Annotated in this window: 20 protein-coding genes and 2 riboswitches; of the genes, 2 read left to right on the top strand and 18 right to left on the bottom strand. The window is 37.6% G+C overall.

Annotated elements, in window-relative coordinates; translation table 11 throughout:
* Positions 1-270: 270 nt before the first annotated feature.
* The 8 genes from F7984_RS01595 to F7984_RS01560 all read right to left on the bottom strand — a co-directional run bounded on the left by F7984_RS01595 (position 271) and on the right by F7984_RS01560 (position 8,405).
* Positions 271-684 (bottom strand): CBS domain-containing protein, encoded by a 414-nt coding sequence (locus F7984_RS01595; protein WP_066109903.1) that lies wholly within the window; start codon positions 682-684, stop codon positions 271-273.
* A 93-nt stretch (positions 685-777) separates the two neighbouring features.
* The gene (locus F7984_RS01590) at positions 778-3,108 is read right to left on the bottom strand and encodes a universal stress protein (protein ID WP_140462270.1); all 2,331 of its coding nucleotides are present in this window, start codon (positions 3,106-3,108) and stop codon (positions 778-780) included.
* Between the two features lie 73 nt (positions 3,109-3,181).
* Positions 3,182-3,739, bottom strand: a complete 558-nt coding sequence (kdpC, locus tag F7984_RS01585) for a potassium-transporting ATPase subunit KdpC (RefSeq protein ID WP_140462269.1) — start codon at positions 3,737-3,739, stop codon at positions 3,182-3,184.
* Between the two features lie 31 nt (positions 3,740-3,770).
* Positions 3,771-5,810, bottom strand: coding sequence for a potassium-transporting ATPase subunit KdpB (gene kdpB, locus F7984_RS01580; protein ID WP_140462268.1), 2,040 nt, complete (start codon positions 5,808-5,810; stop codon positions 3,771-3,773).
* A 31-nt stretch (positions 5,811-5,841) separates the two neighbouring features.
* Positions 5,842-7,515 carry a potassium-transporting ATPase subunit KdpA gene (kdpA, locus tag F7984_RS01575; RefSeq protein WP_140462267.1) on the bottom strand — a complete coding sequence of 558 codons (1,674 nt, stop codon included), beginning with the start codon at positions 7,513-7,515 and terminating at the stop codon, positions 5,842-5,844.
* A gap of 29 nt (positions 7,516-7,544) precedes the next feature.
* Positions 7,545-7,622: a potassium-transporting ATPase subunit F gene (locus F7984_RS19665; protein ID WP_077248205.1), complete on the bottom strand. Its 78-nt coding sequence runs from the start codon at positions 7,620-7,622 to the stop codon at positions 7,545-7,547.
* A gap of 148 nt (positions 7,623-7,770) precedes the next feature.
* Complete coding sequence (locus F7984_RS01565; RefSeq protein WP_066109918.1) at positions 7,771-8,157, bottom strand: hypothetical protein; 387 nt, start codon at positions 8,155-8,157, stop codon at positions 7,771-7,773.
* A gap of 62 nt (positions 8,158-8,219) precedes the next feature.
* Positions 8,220-8,405, bottom strand: coding sequence for a hypothetical protein (locus F7984_RS01560; protein WP_066109921.1), 186 nt, complete (start codon positions 8,403-8,405; stop codon positions 8,220-8,222).
* Positions 8,406-8,501: 96 nt separating this feature from the next.
* Positions 8,502-8,641: riboswitch (cyclic di-AMP (ydaO/yuaA leader) on the bottom strand.
* 85 nt (positions 8,642-8,726) lie between these two features.
* Positions 8,727-8,867, bottom strand: a riboswitch (cyclic di-AMP (ydaO/yuaA leader).
* A 356-nt stretch (positions 8,868-9,223) separates the two neighbouring features.
* Here F7984_RS01560 and F7984_RS01555 point away from each other — a divergent pair.
* The gene (locus F7984_RS01555) at positions 9,224-9,664 is read left to right on the top strand and encodes a general stress protein (protein WP_066109924.1); all 441 of its coding nucleotides are present in this window, start codon (positions 9,224-9,226) and stop codon (positions 9,662-9,664) included.
* Positions 9,665-9,821: 157 nt separating this feature from the next.
* On the opposite strand, the gene F7984_RS01550 is transcribed toward F7984_RS01555, so the two are convergent.
* The 4 genes from F7984_RS01550 to F7984_RS01535 form a co-directional block, all read right to left on the bottom strand.
* A complete protein-coding gene (locus F7984_RS01550; protein WP_140462266.1) occupies positions 9,822-10,199 on the bottom strand; it encodes an SLAP domain-containing protein in 378 nt (125 codons plus the stop codon).
* A gap of 263 nt (positions 10,200-10,462) precedes the next feature.
* Positions 10,463-11,764: an FtsW/RodA/SpoVE family cell cycle protein gene (locus F7984_RS01545; RefSeq protein ID WP_140462265.1), complete on the bottom strand. Its 1,302-nt coding sequence runs from the start codon at positions 11,762-11,764 to the stop codon at positions 10,463-10,465.
* Positions 11,765-11,769: 5 nt separating this feature from the next.
* Positions 11,770-12,177: a PadR family transcriptional regulator gene (locus F7984_RS01540; RefSeq protein ID WP_140462264.1), complete on the bottom strand. Its 408-nt coding sequence runs from the start codon at positions 12,175-12,177 to the stop codon at positions 11,770-11,772.
* Entirely contained in the window at positions 12,162-12,716 is a 555-nt protein-coding gene (locus F7984_RS01535; protein ID WP_140462263.1) for a sigma-70 family RNA polymerase sigma factor, read from the bottom strand. Before F7984_RS01535 ends, F7984_RS01540 begins: the two co-directional genes overlap by 16 nt.
* Positions 12,717-13,067: 351 nt before the next feature.
* Here F7984_RS01535 and F7984_RS01530 point away from each other — a divergent pair, with 351 nt between their 5' ends.
* Positions 13,068-14,084, top strand: a complete 1,017-nt coding sequence (locus tag F7984_RS01530) for a zinc-dependent alcohol dehydrogenase (protein ID WP_066109935.1) — start codon at positions 13,068-13,070, stop codon at positions 14,082-14,084.
* Positions 14,085-14,234: 150 nt separating this feature from the next.
* Here the strand turns inward: F7984_RS01530 and F7984_RS01525 are convergent, their stop codons facing one another.
* From F7984_RS01525 to F7984_RS01500, 6 genes are all read right to left on the bottom strand, one after another.
* Positions 14,235-14,951: a GntR family transcriptional regulator gene (locus F7984_RS01525; protein ID WP_066109938.1), complete on the bottom strand. Its 717-nt coding sequence runs from the start codon at positions 14,949-14,951 to the stop codon at positions 14,235-14,237.
* A gap of 168 nt (positions 14,952-15,119) precedes the next feature.
* Entirely contained in the window at positions 15,120-16,916 is a 1,797-nt protein-coding gene (locus tag F7984_RS01520; protein WP_217491089.1) for a glycoside hydrolase family 3 protein, read from the bottom strand.
* 93 nt (positions 16,917-17,009) lie between these two features.
* A complete protein-coding gene (locus F7984_RS01515; RefSeq protein WP_066109943.1) occupies positions 17,010-18,419 on the bottom strand; it encodes an MFS transporter in 1,410 nt (469 codons plus the stop codon).
* A 326-nt stretch (positions 18,420-18,745) separates the two neighbouring features.
* Positions 18,746-19,669 carry an AraC family transcriptional regulator gene (locus F7984_RS01510; protein ID WP_066109945.1) on the bottom strand — a complete coding sequence of 308 codons (924 nt, stop codon included), beginning with the start codon at positions 19,667-19,669 and terminating at the stop codon, positions 18,746-18,748.
* A 450-nt stretch (positions 19,670-20,119) separates the two neighbouring features.
* The gene (locus tag F7984_RS01505; RefSeq protein ID WP_066109948.1) at positions 20,120-20,803 is read right to left on the bottom strand and encodes a GntR family transcriptional regulator; all 684 of its coding nucleotides are present in this window, start codon (positions 20,801-20,803) and stop codon (positions 20,120-20,122) included.
* A gap of 159 nt (positions 20,804-20,962) precedes the next feature.
* Positions 20,963-22,759, bottom strand: a complete 1,797-nt coding sequence (locus tag F7984_RS01500) for a glycoside hydrolase family 3 protein (protein WP_066109952.1) — start codon at positions 22,757-22,759, stop codon at positions 20,963-20,965.
* Positions 22,760-22,797: the final 38 nt, after the last annotated feature.

Below are 22,797 nucleotides of genomic sequence, written 5' to 3'. Positions count from 1 at the left end.
TCTTATTGATAAAAAAAGACTGCTCCCTTTTTTACAGGAAACAATCTTTTAAATTCACCTTTTTATGTATGTATGAACTTTTTATAGAATATAGGGCTGTTAAACCGTCAATTCTAAAAGATTACCTTATAATCAAGGCAGTCGTGTTAGAAAGCTTATGTGACTGCTGATTATACTGAACATTAACTTTTGACTCTCTTATTGTATGGTAATAAAATAATTCCTTGCGAAAGGTAATAAAAGTTAAACAGTACACTATTACTATTAATTTTATGCTTTTTTCTCGAAAATCCCCTTAGCACAGTATTCTATGATTTCTCTTCTTCTAATAATTCCAATAAAAATGCCCGCGTCATCAATAACAGGGACAAAATTCTGCTCCATTGCCCTTAAAAGAATACTTTCCATATCAGCATCAATATGAATCGGTTCATTATAACGCTTTGGTTTTATGTCTTTCAGTTTCGTTTTATGGGTGTTTTCGAATGATAAGTCAGGGGTGTTTTTCATTTTCCAGAGTAAGTCCCCCTCTGTTAAGGTGCCAACATATCTTCCATGGTTATCGATAATGGGAACTGCAGAGTATTTGTGAAACTCCATTTTTTCCAACGCTTGTCTCATCGTGGACTCATATTTAACGAAGGCTACTTCTCTTTTTGGGATTAGAAAAAAGGCTATATTCACCGCTTACCCCCTCATCAGTTATTCATACTTCCTGCTCTGCTTTAGAATGCCCGACCGATTAGTTTATATGCTTTTCTAAATTTGGCGGTTAACTTAGTCCATCTTTTTATCAGGTTTTTGATCTGCAATGATTAATACATCTAAATGACGGACTAAACGCAATAGCTTTTGGACAACCGAACCTCTTACGATCTCTTCCATTCTTGTCTGTGTCGATTGTCCTATAAACACTTGAGTTGCCTCTTTGTCATTTAATCGTTCTACCAATTCTTCAACAACTTTTCTTCGATGGGAAGTTTCGTATAGTTCAAAAAGCCCGCCCAGTCTTTCGGTTAAAAACTGCAAGTTCTTTATTTTGGATTGTTCTTCGTCTGTTAGAACAGAATGCTCCTTTACATAACCCACATACCAGTTAGCCTTCAACCGATAAGCAGTTCGAAAACCACGTCGAATTAAACGCTCACTGTTCCCGCGTAAATTTACACAAACAAAGATAACCTCTTGTTTTCGCCACGGTCCTCTTAAAGTACGGTTACGTTCCAATAATTCTAGTCTCTCATCAACATCATCAGCGACTTCACGAAGGGCGAGTTCTCTTAATGCGATTAAATTATACGTTTTAAAAAAATGATTCAGTGCCTGTTCTACTTTTTCCTTTGCGTATATATTCCCCTCCAGCATACGTTGCTGCAACTCCTTTGGAGAAATATCAATAAGCTCAATCTCATCTGCCATTCGGAGAACTTGATCGGGTACTGTTTCCCGTACCCGCACTCCTGTAATTTGTTCAATACTGTCATTTAAACTTTCTAAATGCTGAATGTTCATGGTTGAGATGACCGAAATCCCTGATTTTATAATCTCTTCAACATCTTCATAACGTTTTTTATGATTGCTGCCTGGTACGTTGGTATGAGCCAATTCATCAACTAGTACCACCTCGGGATTTCTCTTTATAATGGCATCTACATCCATTTCTTCAATCACAACATTTTTATAGTTAATTTTCATTCGTGGCATCATTTCCAAGCTTCCGACTTGATCAAGTGTTTCTTTCCTACCATGTGTTTCAAGCAAACCAATTACGACATCTATTCCGTTTTTCTTCAACTCGTTAGCCTCACGCAGCATCGTATACGTCTTCCCGACACCTGGAGCTGCCCCAATATAAACCTTTAATTGTCCACGCTTCATTTTTCCAATCCGCTCTTCCACTTCTCGATTTGATAAGCGACGGTATGGATTGGTTTTATTGTCGTCTCCCAATTTAGCAGGTATTACCCTTTTCCCGCTTTTATCTGTTCGGTCAGCTACAACCAAAATATCTATGTTTTGCGTACTTCGCAGAATTTTATTAATGACCGAGCCGTTTATGATTTCTTCCAGACGGCTTCTTTTAGAATGGCCTATTACAATTTTGGTAATTTTCTTGTCAGTTGCATAGGTGACGATTTCCTCGGCTGCATCCGTTCGAGCAATAGAAAATTCTTCAAACTCACCTCCAACTTTATGAACTAACTTTTTAATAGATCTTCTAAAGGTTTGCTCCTCCTTTGAAAGCTTTCTATCCTGTGAAAGGAAACATACGACTAATAGCTCACCACCCAAACGTTTGGCAACTTGTTGTCCTCTACGTACTAAAATTGAGCCATTCCAGTGATATTGAACGGTAACAAGAATTCTCTCCGATGCTCCGGATGGTCCTATCAATCCTTGCTGTTCTCGATATTCATCCAGTTCGTCATTTACTTCACCTGCTAAATGGCGTAAGGCAAGCTCGCGTAATACTGCCAAATTTGCTCGTTTAAATAATTTCTCTTTTAATACCCGGTCTATGTTGCCATCCTGTAAACGATTAAGAATTTGGTCAGGCGTTACATCCAAAAGCTTAACCTCATCTGCCATCGCAAGGGTGTCATCCGGTACACAATGATCCACCTGTACTTTAATGCCTAACAGTTTTTCAACAATCTCTCTAACTCCATTTAATTCGTAAATGTTCATCGTTGTAATTACACTAATATTGTGGTTCATTAGCTCTACTACATCTTCAAGTCTTGACTTATGCGGTGCATCTGAGCGGTTGCGATGTGACAAGATATCAACAAGAACAACTTCTGGATTTCTTTCTTTAATGGCTTCAATATCTAAATCCTGTTTTACTTTTCCGTTCTCCACCCATTCAATTGGTCGAATCGTCTCCAAATCCCCGATTTGTTCAATTGTTTTAGGACGATTGGATGGACTGATTATTCCAATCACAACATCAATCGATCTCTTCTTCAATACATTCCCATCCAATAACATATGATAGGTCTTTCCCGATCCAGAAACCGCCCCGAGAATAATTTTCAGCCTTCCTCGTTTCACTTCATAAATCGATTGTAAAAATTCTTCGGGAGTTTTTCTGCGAAATTCGACCATGCTTTCACCCCTATCTTTCTACAGACAAGAAAAGGAGAGCTGGTATACGATACTCTCCCTTTCTCCTTCTTCCTTATTTCAATCTATCAAGCTCCATATTTAGCTGTAATACATTTACCCGCGGTTCTCCTAATATCCCATATTGCCTTCCATCCGTATTTTTTATAATAAGGGACTCTAATTGCTCTTCATCCATGTCCCTGACATCAGCAATTCTCGGTACTTGAATCTTCGCTGCCATCGGTGAAATATGCGGATCCAAACCTGAACCTGAATTTGTTAAAAGATCTGCCGGAATATCTTCTTTTTGCACATCAGGGTTATTTTCTAAAAATGCCTTTATATCGTTTTTAGTCCGCTCAATCATATCCTCATTAGATGGTGCATAATTTCCTGACCCTGATCCAGAAGCATTATATTCAATAGAAGATACACGGCTCATGAAGTATTTCGCATCCTTAAAACTCTGCCCAATCAATTCAGAACCTACCACATCCCCGTCTTTAGCTTCGATCACACTGCCATCGGCTTTAGCTGGGAAAATCAGCTGTGATACCCCTGTCATCGCCAAAGGATACATGATCCCGCATATAAGAAGTAGTACCAGACTTACCCTCAAATTTTTCAACATGTATACGTCACCTTTACTTTATTAGTTATTTTTAAACAAAATTCATGACCATAAGCAGAGAATCGATTACCTTAATACCGATAAACGGAACAATGACTCCCCCGAATCCAAAAATCGTGAGGTTACGATTTAATAGTTTTGTAGAACTCATCGGCACATATTTAACACCCTTCATTGCCAGTGGTATAAGCAATGGGATGATAATTGCGTTAAAGATGAGAGCGGATAGAATCGCGCTTTGTGGTGTATTTAGATTCATAATATTTAGTGCCCCTATTTGCGGGATTGCTACCATAAACATAGCTGGGATAATCGCAAAGTATTTCGCAACATCATTAGCAATACTGAACGTAGTCAAAGCACCTCTTGTCATTAACAGTTGCTTACCGATGGCTACTACTTCAATGATCTTCGTTGGGTCAGAATCTAAGTCAACCATGTTCGCCGCCTCTTTTGCCGCAATCGTTCCGCTATTCATCGCAAGGCCAACATCAGCCTGCGCGAGTGCCGGTGCATCATTCGTTCCGTCTCCTGTCATCGCTACCAGCTTTCCTTCGGCTTGTTCCTTTTTAATAACGGAAATCTTATCTTCGGGTTTTGCCTCAGAGATAAAATCATCCACCCCCGCCTCACGAGCGATCGTTGCGGCGGTCAGTGGGTTATCCCCTGTACACATGACCGTTCTTATCCCCATTTTTCGTAATTCGTCAAATCGTTCTTTCATTCCCGGTTTGACGGTATCTTTTAAATATATTAAGCCTAGAATTTTATTACCTTCTGCTACTGCAAGCGGTGTGCCACCTTCCATTGCGATTGTTTTTGTTTTACTATCAAGATCCTTTGGTACAGTCCCTCCCTGAGCGGTCACATATTCTTTAATAGCATCTACGGCCCCTTTTCTAATTCTCCCTCCATCCGCAAAGTCCGTTCCGCTCATCCGTGTTTCCGCTTTAAATTCAACGCCTTCGGAATCAATTTCATGGCCCACAGTTTCTAAAACACCTGATTTTTTTGCCAGCTCAATGATCGAGCGTCCCTCAGGAGTCTCATCATGAAGAGAGCTAGCTTGTGCGGCTTTATTCAGCTCTATTTGATCTGCTTTTCCAACGGACACAAATGCTGTAGCCATCCGGTTCCCATAGGTTATCGTTCCTGTTTTATCGAGAATTATCGTATTAATATCCCCAGCCGCCTCCACTGCTTTACCTGACATAGCAATTACATTAAATTGAGTAACTCGGTCCATCCCGGCGACTCCAATCGCTGAAAGCAGTCCCCCAATCGTCGTAGGAATCAAACAAACAAGTAAGGCTACCAAAGTTGCGATTGGTATAGTCACTCCAACATAGGAGGCGATTGGAACCAGGGTCGTACAAACAATTAAGAATATCAACGTTAAGCTGACGAGCAATGTATTTAATGCAATTTCATTCGGTGTTTTTTGGCGCTTAGCTCCTTCAACCAAATGAATCATACGATCAAGGAAGGATTCACCTGGATCCGTCGTCACTCGAATCTTTAGCCTGTCACTAATTACTCGTGTACCGCCGGTGACTGAGCTGAAATCTCCACCAGATTCTTTAATAACCGGTGCAGATTCACCTGTTATTGCTGATTCATCAACAGAGGCTACCCCTTCTACAATTTCCCCATCACCAGGAATCAATTCAGTTGCTTTGACAACAACTATATCCCCTTTTCTCAATTCAGTTGATTGGACCATTTTGGTTGATCCATCTTTCAAAAGCAATCTGGCACTTGTATCTTGTTTTGTCTTTTTCAAGCTTTCAGCTTGTGCCTTACCTCTTCCTTCTGCTAAAGATTCCGCAAAGTTAGCGAATAGAATGGTAAGAAGTAAGATTGCACTTACACTCCCGTTGTAAATTGAACTCGCTCCCCCTCCAAATAGGGTGGGGAAAATGGTCAGGATTAGGGTGATAACAAACCCAACCTCTACTACAAACATGACTGGATTTTTAGCCATCAGACGCGGGTCCAGCTTTTTAAAAGCATCTATTAAAGCACGCTTGACTATAGCGTTATTAATCGCCGCTTTACGCTTTGTGTTCATTAGAATACTCCTTTACCTTCTTTTTTCTTTATTAGCGAATCGATAAATACTCCGCAATTGGTCCGAGCGTGATAACTGGGAAGAATGTTAATGCCCCTACGATTAAAACCGTAGTCACCAGAAGAACGATGAATGTGATGTTATCTGATTTAAACGTACCAATCGTTTCCGGAACAGGTTTTTTATTTAGTAACGATCCAGCTACTGCAAGCATGGCAATCATGGAGAAATAGCGGCCAAATAACATAACTAACCCTGTAGATATATTCCAAAACGGTGTATTATCACCTAAGCCTTCAAATCCTGATCCATTGTTCGCTGCAGATGAAGTGAATTCATAGATGACTTGAGTGATTCCATGGAACCCTGAATTTGAAATCGCTGATGACCCCATTTCTGTTGCCAGCGCAATGGCCGATGGAGCCAGAATGATTAATGGATGTATTAAAATGGTAATGGCTATTAATTTCATTTCTTTCGCTTCGATTTTACGCCCTAAAAATTCTGGTGTTCGCCCAACCATTAATCCTGCTAAGAAAACAGCAAGAATGGCATACATTAAAATATTTACAGTTCCAACACCGTCCCCGCCAAATACACAATTCAACATCATTTCTCCCAATGGAACCAACCCTCCAAGCGGGGTTAACGTATCATGCATATTGTTTACTGTGCCTGTCGTTGCAGCTGTTGTAACTGTTGTAAATAGAGCACTTTGGGCAATTCCAAACCTCACTTCCTTCCCTTCCATACTTCCATCTGATTGGGATAGGCCGATTTCTCGAAGCGCTGGATTTCCATTTGCTTCACTAAAATAGGCTAATGATAAGAACGCAAGAAACATAATTCCCATCGCGCTGAATAAAATCCAACCTTGCTTACGGCTTCTAGCCATATGTCCAAAAGCGATTGGCAGTGAAGCTGGTAGTAAAAACATGGATAAGATTTCAATAACGTTCGTGAGTGGTGTTGGATTCTCAAATGGATGTGCAGAGTTTACACCGAAAAATCCCCCGCCATTAGTCCCTAAATGCTTAATAGATTCCAAAGCTGCAACAGGTCCACGCGCAATCTGCTGTTCGGCACCCTCCAGGGTCGTAGCTGTAATCGTCGGCCCTATTGTTTGCGGAACTCCCTGACCTACTAGCACGATTCCAACCAGGATGGAAAGCGGGATCAGAATACGTGTATGGGCACGGATTAAATCCACATAAAAGTTACCTATGCTTTTTTGCCCTGTCAGGCCTCTCATAAAGGCGATACATAAAGCAATTCCTGTCGCTGGTGTTGTAAACATCAGAAAGATAATAACCATCATTTGTGATAAATAAGATAATCCTGATTCTCCGCTATAGTGTTGTAAATTAGTATTGGTTAAAAAACTCGCTACTGTATTAAAAGATAAGAACGGATCCATTGAAGCAATCCCACTTGGATTTCCCGGTAAAACACCTTGTAGACGAACGATTATATAACATATAGCAAACATTGCTATATTACTAACCAATAAAGCCTTTGCGTATTGCTTCCATTTCATATTCCCTTGCGAAATTCCTGACAGCTTATAAATTATTTTCTCTATTCCGCCAAATGCTCGATCAAGCTTTGTCTCTTCCAAAGAGAAAGCACGGGCTATGTAGCGCCCCATAGGTATAGCAAGCAATAAAAGAACTGCTAATACCAATGCTATTTGTATAAAATCCATTATTCTTTCCCCCATAGTGTTTTAATAAATTAATATCTCTCTGGATGAATTAAGGCATCAACCAAGTAAATCGCAAGTCCACCTACAACAATTCCTATAAAGATCATTTTTCTACCCCTCGTTCCTCAATCACATTGTCACAAAATTTGATAAATCCCCAAAATAGTAGAAATGAACCTACTGCTAATCCAATTGAAATAAAATCCACAAGAACCTTCCTTTCATAAAATTAATTTTTTAATCCACAGCTAAAGGTTAAAGGTGATTGGTTAACCAACTATATGAGCTGCTTCCAGGTTTACTTATATAAACAAGTTTGGCGCCGAGCTTCTTGTAAAGCTGATAATCCCTGCTGCATTGTGTCGCAACAATGATTTTTCTCGTACCCAATTTAGAAAAGAAGGTAATCAATTCGAACCCTTCATTGATGGAATCTGAAATAATATAAACCTTGTTATATACCAAAAGTTCCTTTTCCATTTCAATTTGGTTATCTATTCTCCTGTTTCCATTTTCCGTGTTGTAAAGAGATTTAAAATATTGCTTATATGACAATACATCAAATGCCCTTGTTCTGAAGCTATTACTAGAAATCACTGATGTATAAAGATTGCCTTTGCCGATAATCAGCACGTTTCCCACTTTTAAATCCCCCTTAAATCTCATTGAAGGATAAAGCTGTCCTTTCTATATCCCATATTTGTTTATCGAATGATAGAAAGGACACGCCTTATTGCCCTTTTATCTAACTTTAGAGAAACCTTCGGATAAAATGAAATATTCATCTGGTTATTCTGGTAAACGATTGAACTAGCTCTTCTTGCATTCTCATCCTCTATTTTTGCTTTTTCCTCGAGCAGCTTAATATCCAGATAACTCATACGTAACATTTGGTTGGTTCCCCCTTAATTTTTGTTAAATTTTACCATTTAAAAAGCGCAAAAAAGCCCTCTGTATTACACAGTGGGCTTTAATCCAAAGGTAATACCTTCTCTCTTAACGCTTACGAGGTTAGCTGTCGGATTCGGGCCAAAAGAGTAGCCCTACCTTGTTAAGGATTCACCCCAAGTGACATTGTCACAAAAGTGGTTCCCCCGCTCTTTAAAAGACTCAGCGATTTAAGATATTAACGTATTAAATTGTTAAATTTCAAAAAAGACCACAGAGGTCTACCCTGTGGTCGAAATAACTTCTTCGACTCCCCAGTTACACCATCCTCTCCCTTAACGCTTACGAGGTTAGCTGTCGGATTCGGGCCAAAAGAGTAGCCCTACCTTGTTAAGGATTCACCCCAAGTGACATTGTCACAAAAGTGGTTCCCCCGCTCTTTCAAGATTCAGCGATTAAGAATGATTTAATTATGAGAGTAATACTACTCCGGTATTTTCCAGTTGTAAAGAGCATTGAAACCTCAAATTCTTCTGAAAATGCAAAAAAACAGTTAAATATAACCATTTAGGTTTACAGATGATACAAAACCTTTAAATTACTCAGTTATTCATTGTTTTATTAAGAATTAAATTTTATTTTTCGTAATTTTAAAGAGATAAAAAGCTGTTTACATATGAATGTTTGTCTGGCTTGAATATATTTATTTAACAAATAGAACTCTCTAATTTAATCGATCTATCCAGCACACCCAGGAAAAAGTGTCTAAAGATATTAAAACGGGTAAATAACCCATATTAATGAAATTGGGAGGTATAGAATGGGAGATTATGTGATTCACGTATATGAGAACGAACAACAAGCAGCAGATGCTATTGAGGAGTTTAAAAAGGAAGGCTATACTACTGATGAAATATCTGTAATTGCTAACCAAGCAAATGATTTATCCAAGATGTCGCAGGAAGTAAAAACGTCTACTATGGATGGAGCTATTGCGGGAGCTGCTACAGGAGGGGCACTCGGCATTGCCGGCGCACTCGCAGGATTACCGGCTGTATTGGTCCCAGGTTTGGGAGCAATTTTAGCTGCAGGTCCTGTTTTAACCATGCTCGGCGGTGCACTAGTTGGAGCCCGATCTAGTGAAGGAGGATTATTGAACTCTCTTATGAATATCGGACTTTCTGAAGAGGACGCTCAACGTTACTCTAATGAAGTCCAGGATGGAAAATTCCTCGTCATACTTCATGCTAAATCTTCCTGATAATAAAAACGGCTTGATGACTCCTACTTGAATCAAGCCGTTTTATATTACCGTTGGAAGTTTATACATTTCATAAAATTTATTTATATTAAAATAACTTTTACTAATTTTGATATAATATTATTCAACTGATTTCGGCTCTTTTTCCAGTTGAAAATCACACTACCTCTAATCGTCCATTCTTAATAGGAATCTGTGGTTTGTAGCTTTCCTTTGGAAATATAAATGTCCATGGCATACTCACTTCATTTGGAATCACAAGCTTAGGTAAGGTAAATTCATTTTCCGCAATAACCTCTCCCTGAATTTTGTATCGTAATCTTGTGTTATTAAATGTAAGCGGCTGATCCGTGAAATTATGGACTAATACGGTCACAAGCAGTGCCTCTTTGTGGTTGATGGCTTCCCGGATAGGAGAGAAAATTACACCTGTGCCGTTTAGATGCTTTGTCTCTACAAATACTTTTTCTATATAGCTTCGGTCCTGGGCAGATAACGCTTTATCCCACGATTTTTCGAACTGCAAATGTTGCATGATTAAACACTCCTATTAGCTCATTGCTCCAAAATCCCACTATAACGAGGGATAAGTTAACCTTAACATAAAAATCCCACCTGTGTTTAACAGATGGGATTATATCATTATCCTCTAAGCATATTACGTCCGCCATTAACCGCGATGATTTGTCCGTTAATATAGCCTGAAATCCTTTTCGTGATTTCCCACTCTTATTTTCTGCCTATGGAAGATGATGTTAATTGGTTTGGTCCGAACCTCGCTTAAAAAGGATGCTAGGCCTAATTGACCTCGCACTCTCTTTCTGTCATTACACCATAATGCTTACGCCTGTAAACACTAAGTACAATTCCTATTAAAAACGCATTCAAAATCGTCGACATCCAGCCATAGCTGATAAACGGTAAGTAGATTGTCATAATCGGGACAAACCCGAATATCATCGCAATATTATAGAAAAATTGTAAAGAAAACAGGGCCAGAGCTCCGATAACAAGTAACTTTCCATATCTATTGCGTGCTCCTATCGCAATATACCCCATTCGAATCACAAATAATAGGAGAATAATCAGAACTGCCACGGTGACAACATACCCGAAATGAGAGGTCAGACCCGCCAATGCATAATCGGAATATGTTCCTGGAAGAACATTACCCTGGCCAGCAGAGCTTCCATACCATTTTGCTTCGGTCATCAGCTCCCTTAGTTGCACATACATATACCCTGAACCATCTGCATACTTCTCGGGATTTATATAGGCTGCTATCCGCTCATTCTGATAACCTTTTAAAGAAGGCAAAACGGCTACCAACCCAATTATGAATGCTGTAATCGTACTTGCGGTTATAAATAATGCAGTTTTCTTACTTAAATGGCTCCACCATAACATAATCAAAACTGTCATTCCATAGATAAATGAGATTGCTAGATCTGGAACCATTAAGAAAAGATAAAAGGAGTAGATAAACAAAAGAAAAAGCTGCCAAACTTTCAATTTCTTATTCTGAAAAAATTGAGCCCAAGCCAGGAAAAAGAACGGCAATGCAATCCAACAATTGAATGAACCAAGCATTGGTATACCAAAATAAGGTTCCCCATTGATTGTATAAGACGGAATTAGCCGTAACCCATAGAGTATAGCTACACCAACCAGATAAAAGGCCCAACCCCATCTTTGCAGCTTCCGATAGTCAAAGTACATAATCCCAATTGCCAGCGCTATGCCTAGCAGACCAAAAATCACTCTATTCCGCATAAATGAATCCTGTATTTCCACTTGTGACGAATCCATTGATAAAATCGGGAGAAATCCAAGCATCATCACTGCTGCTAACAGGGAAAGAAGCAGCCAATCCACTTTCGGTCGGTATAGCTTGTTCATCTTCTCACCAAGCTTATACGGATCTCCCATTTGCTTAATCGCCTTCTCCTGTGCCTCCGTAGCCGACAGCCCTTTCCCCAGCCAATATTCCTTTGCTTCCTTAAGATGATAATTCAATTCTTTTTCAACACTTACCTTCGCTTCCTTTGAGCGAATTTGCCCGATAACTTCTCCCAAAAAGCGTTCTCTATCATTGACCATTCTGATCACCTCTCCGCCTGTCCTCTCAAGGTAAGACTAGCTAGCCATACTCGTTCATCAGACTTTTCAAGCGCACGTCTCCCCTTGTCGGTCAGCTGATACTTTTTTTCTCCTGATGATCCCCATGAAGCCGTAATGATTCCCGCTAGCTCCTGTTCATGCAAAAACGCATATATAGAACCTTCCTGGTCCTCATACTTTCTTATGCCTCTTACTGCAAGAAGCCTTGTTAATTCAAAGCCTGTCCTTTCCTTTAAAAGAAGCTGGAGGAGGTTAATGAACATATCCTGCTCGCTGAATGATTCTTTTGCGATGGACTTATGAATGCGCTTTTTCATAGTTTCTGAGAAATCTAGCTCCCGCATGCAAGTTTCCTTCATAGCCTTTTTAAGACCCTTCAACCGTTCTTCCATTCGCTATATCCCTCCCAACTATCCTTTAAAAGTGTCTTCGCCCTGCGGAGTCTCGTTTTCACTGTATTGTTATTAATATATAGTACCTGCGCCATTTCACGAATGGGCATCTCCTCAAAATAATGAAGATAGATGACTTCCCGATATTTAATCGGCAGATGCATAACAGAATGCACCAGACGTTCTTCTTCATCTTGCCGAATAACCGCTTGTTCAGTGCTATGCCCACTTTCACCAGAATAAATGTATTCATCACTTGAGAGGAAGACATGGTTTTTGTACCAGCTTTTCAAATAATCCTTGCAATGATTAATAGCTATTCTCCACAACCATGTCCTAATTTTTGATTTCCCCTTATATGTATGAAGGGATTGATAGCATTTTACAAAGATATCTTGGGTAAGGTCCTCAGCAAGTTCACGATTCTTCACATAAGAATAGGAGAGTTGTAAAATTTCTTGCCCATATTGGTCCATCAGTTCGTCGATGATGATCTCCTTTTCCTCAATAACGAGGTGTTCCATTGTTATTTCATCCACTATTTCTCCCCCTTCCTAAATATTGACGAGGCTATTCCGTTTCCGGTTTTAATTTTTTAAAATAAAGTTTCTTTCAGTTACTCAGGTTTCGGAGAGTCTGTCGGTCTCATTAATAATTTTGAGATAAATCCGTTTACAAACAATACCAATAGCAATACTGATTACTTGTCAATAATTAATAGAAATTACAGATATATAGATTTCAAATACTATATACATATATTACCACCTATAATAAATATCTTTGGGAGATTAGTAACATTTTTATTGTTCATATAAAAGGTTCCAAATTGCTCTGGTATATTAATTGTCATAAAATTAAGTATACTTATAAAAATTGGGGTGAATGAGATGAAAGCAGGAGTTTATCATGGCTTAAATGATGTACGAGTTGAAGAGTTACCAATGCCAACAATCGGACCGAAGGATGTATTATTGCGTACATTGCGTTGTGGTATTTGCGGTACAGATATAAATATTGTAAAAGCTGGTGCCGGAAATATGGGCATCCGTTATGAAAAAGAATTTGGGCATGAATTTTTCGGTGAAGTCGCAGAGGTTGGTTCAGAGGTAAAGGACATTCAAGTTGGAATGCGCGTTGGGGTGAATCCGATTACCGCTAAACGAGTTGGTAAGGCACTTTCTTGTGAAGCAGGCGGATTTTCTCAATTTGTGGTCATCGAAGATGCAGCCTTAAATCATAACTTATACACTTTCTCAGATGAAGTAACACCTGAAGAAGCGGCATTAATGGAGCCGATGAGCGTTGGTTTTCATGGTGCTTTCTCAACTAACCCTAAACCAGGTGAACATATCGTAGTACTTGGTGCCGGTCCGATCGGATTATCAGCTGCTGCCGGCTTGATCGGAGAAGGTATTAAAGATGTGGTTGTAGTAGATATCAATGATTGGCGTTTAGCTAAAGCTCAAGAATTAGGTGCGAAAACAATCAATACCACTAAACAGGATCTAGCCACAACACTTGTTGAATATTTCGGCACAGCTGAATACTATGGTTTTCCACTTCCAAATGTGGATGCTTTTATTGATGCTGCCGGTGCTCCTCCATTATTTGAACAAGCATTCAAAATGGCAAAACCTGATGCTCGTTTTGCCATTGTTGCCGTGTACAAACAAGACGTACCAGTAAGTTTCTCGGATATTATGAGTAAAGAAGTAAAAATTATTGGTGCAAGCGGATATACACATGAAGATATCGTACGTGTTGTTGATCATATTGAGAAGAAAAAAACACCAATCGCAACAATGGTAACGCAAGTCTATAAATTAGACGACCTTTCAAAGGCTTTTGACACAGCTATCGCTGCCAATGAAACGATTAAAGTTGTTGTAGATCTTACTGATTAATAATTCATCGTGCATTAAAGACACTAAAGACTCTTTAATATTATAAAAATTACAATCGACATTTTTATGTTAATAACTTAAAAAGAAGTCCCTTAAAAGTGCGTAGCTTTTGAGAGGCTTCTTTGTAATTTTTATTACGTTAACGTAAGATCATGTTGTAGCCATGAATATTTTGCGCTCATTCTTCTCGCAGATTTCTTCTTTATACCTTCTCCAATAATCTAGTGGTTTGAATATATGTTTTTTAAGAGTATCTTCCACTCGTTCCATCTCTTTATTCTCAATTATAGAAAGTATATTTCTATGTTCAGCAATCATCTGTTCAAAATGATGTTGGCTAAAGTTAATCATTCGGTGATAATCCATATTCATACGTGAAATTGCTTTCCAAGTATTATCCCTATGATGGCCTCGGAAGATAATCGAATGAAAGCCATCATCTAATTCATTAAATTGTCTAGTCATCTTTTTTGGACTCAGTGTGTTTTGTTGAATCAACAGTATTTCTTGAAGATCAAGATTTCTCCTTAACTGATCAACATTCTCTTCAGAAAAATAATTACATGCTGATTTTAAATATTTCTTTTCTAAGTCAAACCACATAAACGACGCTTCTTCAACCAATTCCAAATTTATTCTTGAAACATATGACCCAACTTGTGGAATAACATCTACAAGATGCTCTTGATGTAGTTTCCATAACGCACTTTTTATAGGCGTACTTGATACTTTTAATGCCTCAGTCAGTTCTCCAACACTCAATAACTGTCCAGGCAGTAATTCTAATGATAATATCCCTTCTTTAATTGCTCTATACGAGTAGTTATTATTATTCTCACCTGGTAACCTTGATAACATTTTCACCATACTTAGTCTCACTCCTATTAGAGAAAACACTGCTAGTCTCTGTTCAAAGCTTTATATAAGTAAAGAAGATAGTTAAATTCCGTCTAACTATCTTCTTACCTACGGCAGAAATGAAATGATGTTTTAAATTACATAATCTAAAAACCTATTATTTATATAAACACTTCATTAAATTCTTGTATCGATAAATCCACAAAATGCATCGACAGGGCTTACACCTTTAAATTCTGAACGTCCTAACAATTTATCAACTATTGCAGATAATGTATGTTCATGACTATCATAGGCATTTATGTATGTCTTAACTTGCGGTACATCTGCTAAATGGAATGGACATTGTAAAGATATAAATATTGTCGGTACTTCATTTACATAGAACGGTATATCTGGAGTTCCCTTTGAAGGATTCCATTGAATACGCTGATCTGTGCTTGGTGGTACGTCTGCTATGTTTATGATTAAATCATACTTACTTGTTAAATCAGATATTGGACGTTTTTGAGCATATACGTTCATGACTGCACCTAACATTTCTTGTGGTGGAAGTTTTAATATCTTATCTATTGCAGATTCATATATTTCAACTTCAAAACCTGCTTTTTCAAGTAATTCCTTCATTAATTCGATTGGCTTTTTCTTACCAACCGACATAGCAGCCATGATTTTACCATAAGCAGATTCTGGTCCTTTTACATCAACAAGTAAAACCCTCTTATTCTTTTCTGGATTGATTGGTAATAATTCCTGCTTATTCTTCACTAATGTGATCGCTTTATCTGATATTTCTGGTGCAACAGCCTTATTTGCTTCTGTTCCGATTTTAGCCATGGCTTCTTCTTTTGGCTGTAAAATTTCAGTTTTAGCTTTTGTGTGTAATCCTAAAGATGCTTTCAATCCTAATATACGAGTTAATGCCTCTTCAAGTCTTTCTTCAGTGATGATTCCTTTTTTATAGCCTTCCATCATCCAGTTGAAGTCTTCCTCCGGGTCATTGAAGAATAAGAATAAGTCACAACCAGCAGCTATAGCTGTAGGTAACATCTCACTGCGCTTCATAGCAGATGTCATCGCTACCATGTGAGAAGCATCCGTTACGATTACACCATTAAAGTTCAATTTATCTCTTAATAGATTTTGTAAGACGATATTACTTAAACTTGATGGTGTTGCTAACTCTTCAATCGTTGCATCTGGTTTAAAGTGACGTACATATTCCGGTAAAGCGATGTGTCCTGACATGATAGAAGGTAATCCCGCTTCTATTAATCCTCCATATACTTTTCCGAATGTATTATCCCACTCTTCTACTGTTAACGTGTTTGGAGCAAATGATAAGTGATGATCCCTTTCATCTACGCCATCTCCAGGGAAGTGCTTAGCAGCTGGAGCTATACCACTTTCCATTATTCCTCTCATATATTCTAAAGAGTATTCTAAAACTTGCTCTGCTTTATTGGAGTAGCAACGAGTAGATATTACTGGGTTTCTCCAGTTCATATCGATATCAACAACTGGTGCAAAGCTCCAGTTACACCCGATAGCAGCAGCTTCCTCTCCGGATACTCTCCCCAATTCATAAGCATACTTAGGATCATTTGTAGCACCTATTTTTACTTGATGACCTACATATGTACCATCTATACAAGCACCATTTCCACCGCACTCTGTATTTGCAGCTATTAATAGAGGAACCTTACTATTTTCTTGTAAGATTTTATTTTGGTCATATACTTGTTCAGCTGTAGCTGGATTGTAACGAACGGCACCGATATGATAAGTAGCTAACATTCCTTTTAAGTACTCTTCATCGCGGCTGGCTCCCATGTTTACGAATAACTGACCGATTTTTTCCTCGATTGTCATCTCTGCAATTGTATCTTCTACCCATTTAATATCTTTATCTGTTAAATTAAACGGTTTTGCTTTTAAATCTACCATCATTGTTTTTTCCTTTAAGTCGATCATTAACTAAATCCTCCACCGTAAAATATCTAGAATTGGCTCTAATGATTATTCATACCAATTAGAGCCAATAATTCATCCTTAATCTTCAATTCATTAACTATTTGCATTACGTTTTGCTTCTAATTCTTTACTTAATTCAATTGTTTTTTGCTTGTTTAAAGGATACATGAATAAAACAACTGCAATGATTCCGTATAATACACCCGGCACTAATGTACCTAGCATGTAAATACCATCTAATACTTCTTGTGGTTGCGTACCTAATGTAGCATTATAACCAACAGCGGCGATTGCCACCCCACCGATACCACCAGCTACTGCTTGTCCTATTTTTCTAGACATAGAAACAATAGAATAAACCGTTGCATCTTCTCGTAATGATGTTAGGTATTCATGATAGTCAATAACATCTGAAATGAATGCATAAGTAATAAAACTATAGAAACTCATGCCCATCATAGCTAGTGCTACAATAGCGATAAACGGCATTGTTTCAATACCTTTTAAGAAGAATAGCGCAATGTATATAACACTTGCAAATGCCATTCCGACAATTGAGATTTCCTTTTTACCAAACTTTGCAACTAGTGGCTTAACTAATGGAACTGTAATGAACATTGACGCCATTTGAACAAGTCCAATTATACTTAGCGCTGCTGCATTACCGAAATAATCTTTGAACAAGTACGTATTAACTGCCATAACAATAAAAGATGTTAACATAGTCATGAGTGATGCTGTTAGTACCCATAGGAATGGTTTATTTTTCACTAAGCTTTTCAAAGAACGCAGGAAATCACCCTTCTTCACTTCTTTTGCTGGTGCCTCAATACGTTCTGTTGAAAGTTTGTAGCAACCAATATAACAAGCAATTGCTAACACACCGAAGATACAAGCTGTCATGAACATGCGATCTGCACTAATTTTGTTATCAATAAATACAATCATTGGTCCAAGAACATTAATAATAAGACCTGCTAAGCTAGCACCTACTGTACGCCATGTAGACAATGTTGTTCTTTCAACTGGATCAGCTGTAATAACAGAAGCCATTGATCCATAAGGAATATTAACTGTACTGTATAATGTACCCCAAACAATATATGTCACAAATGCCCATGCTAGATAGAATCCATCTGACATTCCAGGAATGGTTGTGAACATTAAAACACCTGTAAATACTAATGGGAATGACATACGCAATATCCAAGGCTTAAACTTTCCATTTTTTGTTGTTGGTCGTGTATCAATAAAACGTCCCCAAGCTACATCAGCAAATGCGTCCCATAGTCGAGCGACCATAAATAATACCCCTACTGTTGCAGCACTAATATGGAAAATATCTGTATAAAATACCATTAAAAATGTACTAGTTAATAAGAAAAAGAAATCGTTTCCAAAGTCACCTAGTAAATAGCCTACTTTATCTCGTAAGCCGAATGGTCTTACCGTACTAGAGTTAAGTTGTTCCTCCTGCTGGAGTACTGGTTCTCTCATGCTCATTTAGTTATCCTCCTTAATCTATCCAACAAATATAATTTGCTCAGTATTGAGCATAATTAACTAAACATATACCTTCTTTTTCTTAAGATAGAAGGGTGTTTACTCTTATGAACGGAACAGCCTTACATTTGCTCAATATTGAGCATAATTTATTAAAGTTTTATTTATAATTTGGTATGTATATTGTGTTCTTCTTTCTTTGTTACATAAATCGAGATATTGCTCAATATTGAGCATATTCAATCAAAGTTACTTATAAATTGGTATGAGTGTTGTTTTCTAACTTTTTGATATAGAAAATTTAGATTGCTCAGTACTGAGCATAATTAACCAAAAGTTTGTCTTCCTTTCATTTTCCGATAACTAGTTGGTGTCATCCCAATTCTCTCTTTAAAAAAGCGACTGAAGTGGGCGGCACTTCCAAAACCCGTCGAGCGGAATATGTCTTCCAGTGATTGATCAAGCTTCATTTCCAATAAATACTTTACCTGAATCAGTCTGCATTCCATTACATATTCCATGACCGTATAGCCAGTAACCTCTTTAAAGACATGGGATACATAGTATTTATTTAGATTAAACTCTTTTGCAATACGTTCTAAGCTGATTTTTTCGCAATAGTGCTGATTAATCCATGAGAGAATATTCTCAGCATGCTGTTTCTTTTCTGTCTTCTTTTGTTCGACGTGCAGCTGTGAACATTGGCTCATTTTATAAATCTTCATCAATAGTTGGAGAAATTCTATTTTCAGTTCTGTTTCTAATATCGAATTTATTTTACCTGTAGATTGAAACTCCTGATCGATTATCTCCAGTTGCTTTGCGAACCATTTAATTTTCTCTGCAACATATTTACCCGAAGCATCAAATCCAGTTCGCAAAATACAGTTATTCAGCTTTTGAAAAGGGTCCAAAAGATTTGGCATGCCCAAAACAGGAAATAACCTCCCTAACCAAGCTGGTGAAAAATGAATGGTACTCCTTACATAGGTATCAGGAGAAACAGTATTTGTCTTATGTAAAGTAAATCTGTCCAAAAGAATGATATCTCCTGGTTGTAAGTCATACATTTTATTATGAATAAAATAATTACACTGCCCCTCTTCAAAGACATAAATCTCATATGTACCATGTGTTTCAAATTGATTAAATCCAGTCACATCTGTATTTAATCCTTGAAGACGATAAGAAGCCAAAATAGATCCATCTAAAACTTTAGGTTGATAAATATCCTTTGCCCATTTATTCACTACTTTTCACACTCCCGGAAGTCAGCGTTCTTAAAGGGCATTCTTTAGAACACCTACTTATTATACTAGTATATCAATAAATAAAATTCATTACATGAAAGTGCTTACTTTTTTAAGTTTTTTGATTTATTTTGCTAATACGTATTGAGACCTAAAATTATATTGATATAGGAAATATTTATTTTACACAATCCCGTTAAAGGTTAGACATTGAAACATAGACTTGATTGTATAATCTAAGCATGTTGGAAAACCCATCAAATATAAAAAGAGTTACCGTCAGGAAATATTCTTCTGGCAACTCTTTTTATTGGTTAGATTAACCTTTCGAAACTTTTGGGTAGCTTCAACATGATTAAATCGATATATCATCCATTTATATTTGGATATCTTTGTTTTGAGGCTTTTTCAGTTGTGTAATGCTTTCTTTCTCATTTCACTAACACTTTTCTAACATACTTCCTCTTTATATACATTTCTCCAATCATCTATTGGTTTAAATATATGTTTTTCAAGAGCTCTTTCTACTCTTTCTATCTCTTTATTTTCGATTATGGAAATAATTTCTTTGTGTTCGGCAATCATTTGTTCAAAAGGATGTTGGCTAAAGCTAATCATTCGGTGATAATCCAGCGTCATATGAGAAATTGCTTTCCATGTATTAGTTCTATGATGTGCATGAAAGATAATCGAATGAAACTGATCATCCAACTCATTAAATTTCCTGGCCAGCTCTTTTTGATTCATTATGTCCTTTTGACCCAACAGCGTCTCTTGAAGAATAAGATTCATCTTCAACTGATTCATATGTTCTTTAGAAAAAGAATGACAAGCTGATTTCAAGTATTCTTTTTCTAAGTCGAACCACATATATGCTGCTTCCTCAACTAATTCCAAATTGATTCTTGAAACATAGGATCCTACTTGGGGGATTACATCTACGAGGTGTTCCTGCTGAAGCTTCCATATAGCAATTTTAATAGGTGTACTTGAGACGTTAAGAGCCTCTGTTAGTTCTCCCAAACTCAATAATTGTCCAGGCAGTAAATTCAATGATACGATTCCTTCTTTTATGGCTCTGTATGCATAGCTATTATTGTTCTCACCAGATAATCTGGATACCATTTTTACCATATTTCATTATCACTCCTCTCTACTAGTACACTATTCACTCTTTATAAAAAGTAAAGAAGATAGTTAAGTTCAGTTAAGTTAACCTCGCTCTAACTACCTTCTTATTTAAAGATTATGATTTAAATCGCACAATCAACGAATTTTTATAAAAAATTCTAATTAAAGTTGTGCATCGATAAATCCACAGAATGCATCAACAGGGCTTACACCTTTGAATTCTGAACGTCCCAATAATTTATCAACGATCGCAGTCACCGTATGATCATGACTATCATATGCATTAATATATGTCTTAATTTGCGGTACATCTGCCAAGTGGAACGGGCATTGTAAAGAAATAAAGATAGTCGGTACTTCATTTACATAGAACGGTATATCTGGAGTTCCCTTCAGAGGAGCCCATTGTATACGTTGGTCTGTAGTCGGTGCTACATCTGCTATGTTGATGATTAAATCATAATTATTTGTCAGTTCAGCAATTGGGCGTTTTTGAGCGTATACGTTCATGATTGCACCCATCATTTCTTGTGGAGGAAGTTTCATCAGCTTATCGATTGGTGATTCGTAGATTTCAACTTCGAATCCTGCTTTCTCAAGCAGTTCCTTCATTAATTCGATTGGTTTCTTCTTACCAGCTGTCATAGCAGCCATTAACTTACCATATGCGGATTCTGGTCCTTTTACTTCAACAAGTAAAACCTTCTTATTCTTTTCTGGATTGATTGGTAATAATTCCTGTTTATTCTTCACTAATGTGATCGCTTTATCTGAAATTTCCGGTGCAATAGCCATATTTTTTTCTGTTCTCATTTTAGCCATTGCTACTTCTTTTGGCTGTAAAATTTCAGTCTTAGCTTTTGCATGCAATCCTAAAGAAGCTTTCAATCCTAAAATACGAGTTAATGCTTCTTCAAGTCTTTGTTCAGTGATAATTCCTTTTTCATATCCTTCCATCATCCACTTGAAGTCTTCTTCTGGGTCATTGAAGAATAAGAATAAATCACAACCAGCAGCTATTGCTGTAGGAAGCATGTCTTTCCGCTTCATAGCAGATGTCATAGCTACCATATGGGAAGCATCAGATACGATTACACCATTGAAGTTTAATTTATCTCTTAATAGATTTTGTAATACGATATTACTTAAACTTGCTGGTGTTGCTAACTCTTCAATAGTCGCATCTGGTTTGAAATGACGTACATATTCCGGTAAAGCCATATGTCCTGTCATGATAGACGGTAGTCCAGCTTCTATTAATCCTCCATAAACTTTTCCGAATGTGTTATCCCACTCTTCTACTGTTAATGTGTTTGGAGCAAATGATAAGTGATGGTCCCTTTCATCTACACCATCCCCTGGGAAGTGCTTAGCAGCCGGAGCTACACCACTTTCCATAATTCCTCTCATATATTCTAAAGAGTATTCTAAAACTTGCTCTGCTTTATTGGAATAGCAACGAGTAGAGATTACTGGGTTTCTCCAGTTCATGTCGATATCAACAACTGGTGCAAAACTCCAGTTACATCCGATAGCAGCTGCTTCTTCACCAGATACTCTACCCAATTCATAAGCATACTTAGGATCATTTGTAGCACCAATTTTAACTTGGTTTGCTACATATGTGCCATCTATACAAGCGCCATTTCCGCCGTTCTCCGTGTTTGCAGCGATTAATAAAGGTATTTTACTATTTTCTTGTAAGATTTTATTTTGATCGTATACTTGCTCAGCTGTAGCCGGGTTGTAACGAACCGCACCGATATGGTAGCTATCTAATACTCCTTTTAAGTACTCTTCATCACGGCTAGCACCCATGTTTACGAATAACTGACCGATTTTCTCCTCAATTGTCATATTAGCAATGGTTTCTTCAACCCATTTAATAGCTTCATCTGTTAAATTAAAAGGTTTTGCTTTTAAATCTACCGTTACCGCTCTTTCCTTTAACTCTATCATTATTGGATCCTCCGCAATAAAAATATTTAAGATTGGAC

It is taken from the genome of Pradoshia sp. D12 (genome assembly GCF_008935075.1).
GTDB lineage: Bacteria > Bacillota > Bacilli > Bacillales > Pradoshiaceae > Pradoshia.
Note: the sequence above shows the minus strand (reverse complement) of the source record. Positions and strands in the feature narration are given on the sequence as shown.

What these genes read in the sequence shown, in the direction of transcription:
- F7984_RS01545 (WP_140462265.1), bottom strand. Translation starts at nt 11,764, where the DNA reads ATGGTCAATGATAGAGAACGCTTTTTGGGAGAAGTTATCGGGCAAATT.
- F7984_RS01555 (WP_066109924.1), top strand. Translation starts at nt 9,224, where the DNA reads ATGGGAGATTATGTGATTCACGTATATGAGAACGAACAACAAGCAGCA.
- kdpA (WP_140462267.1), bottom strand. Translation starts at nt 7,515, where the DNA reads ATGGATTTTATACAAATAGCATTGGTATTAGCAGTTCTTTTATTGCTT.
- F7984_RS01505 (WP_066109948.1), bottom strand. Translation starts at nt 20,803, where the DNA reads ATGGTAAAAATGGTATCCAGATTATCTGGTGAGAACAATAATAGCTAT.
- F7984_RS01515 (WP_066109943.1), bottom strand. Translation starts at nt 18,419, where the DNA reads ATGAGCATGAGAGAACCAGTACTCCAGCAGGAGGAACAACTTAACTCT.
- kdpC (WP_140462269.1), bottom strand. Translation starts at nt 3,739, where the DNA reads ATGTTGAAAAATTTGAGGGTAAGTCTGGTACTACTTCTTATATGCGGG.
- F7984_RS01550 (WP_140462266.1), bottom strand. Translation starts at nt 10,199, where the DNA reads ATGCAACATTTGCAGTTCGAAAAATCGTGGGATAAAGCGTTATCTGCC.
- F7984_RS01540 (WP_140462264.1), bottom strand. Translation starts at nt 12,177, where the DNA reads ATGGAAGAACGGTTGAAGGGTCTTAAAAAGGCTATGAAGGAAACTTGC.
- kdpB (WP_140462268.1), bottom strand. Translation starts at nt 5,810, where the DNA reads ATGAACACAAAGCGTAAAGCGGCGATTAATAACGCTATAGTCAAGCGT.
- F7984_RS19665 (WP_077248205.1), bottom strand. Translation starts at nt 7,622, where the DNA reads ATGATCTTTATAGGAATTGTTGTAGGTGGACTTGCGATTTACTTGGTT.
- F7984_RS01590 (WP_140462270.1), bottom strand. Translation starts at nt 3,108, where the DNA reads ATGGTCGAATTTCGCAGAAAAACTCCCGAAGAATTTTTACAATCGATT.
- F7984_RS01500 (WP_066109952.1), bottom strand. Translation starts at nt 22,759, where the DNA reads ATGATAGAGTTAAAGGAAAGAGCGGTAACGGTAGATTTAAAAGCAAAA.
- F7984_RS01530 (WP_066109935.1), top strand. Translation starts at nt 13,068, where the DNA reads ATGAAAGCAGGAGTTTATCATGGCTTAAATGATGTACGAGTTGAAGAG.
- F7984_RS01560 (WP_066109921.1), bottom strand. Translation starts at nt 8,405, where the DNA reads ATGTTACGTATGAGTTATCTGGATATTAAGCTGCTCGAGGAAAAAGCA.
- F7984_RS01520 (WP_217491089.1), bottom strand. Translation starts at nt 16,916, where the DNA reads ATGATCGACTTAAAGGAAAAAACAATGATGGTAGATTTAAAAGCAAAA.
- F7984_RS01525 (WP_066109938.1), bottom strand. Translation starts at nt 14,951, where the DNA reads ATGGTGAAAATGTTATCAAGGTTACCAGGTGAGAATAATAATAACTAC.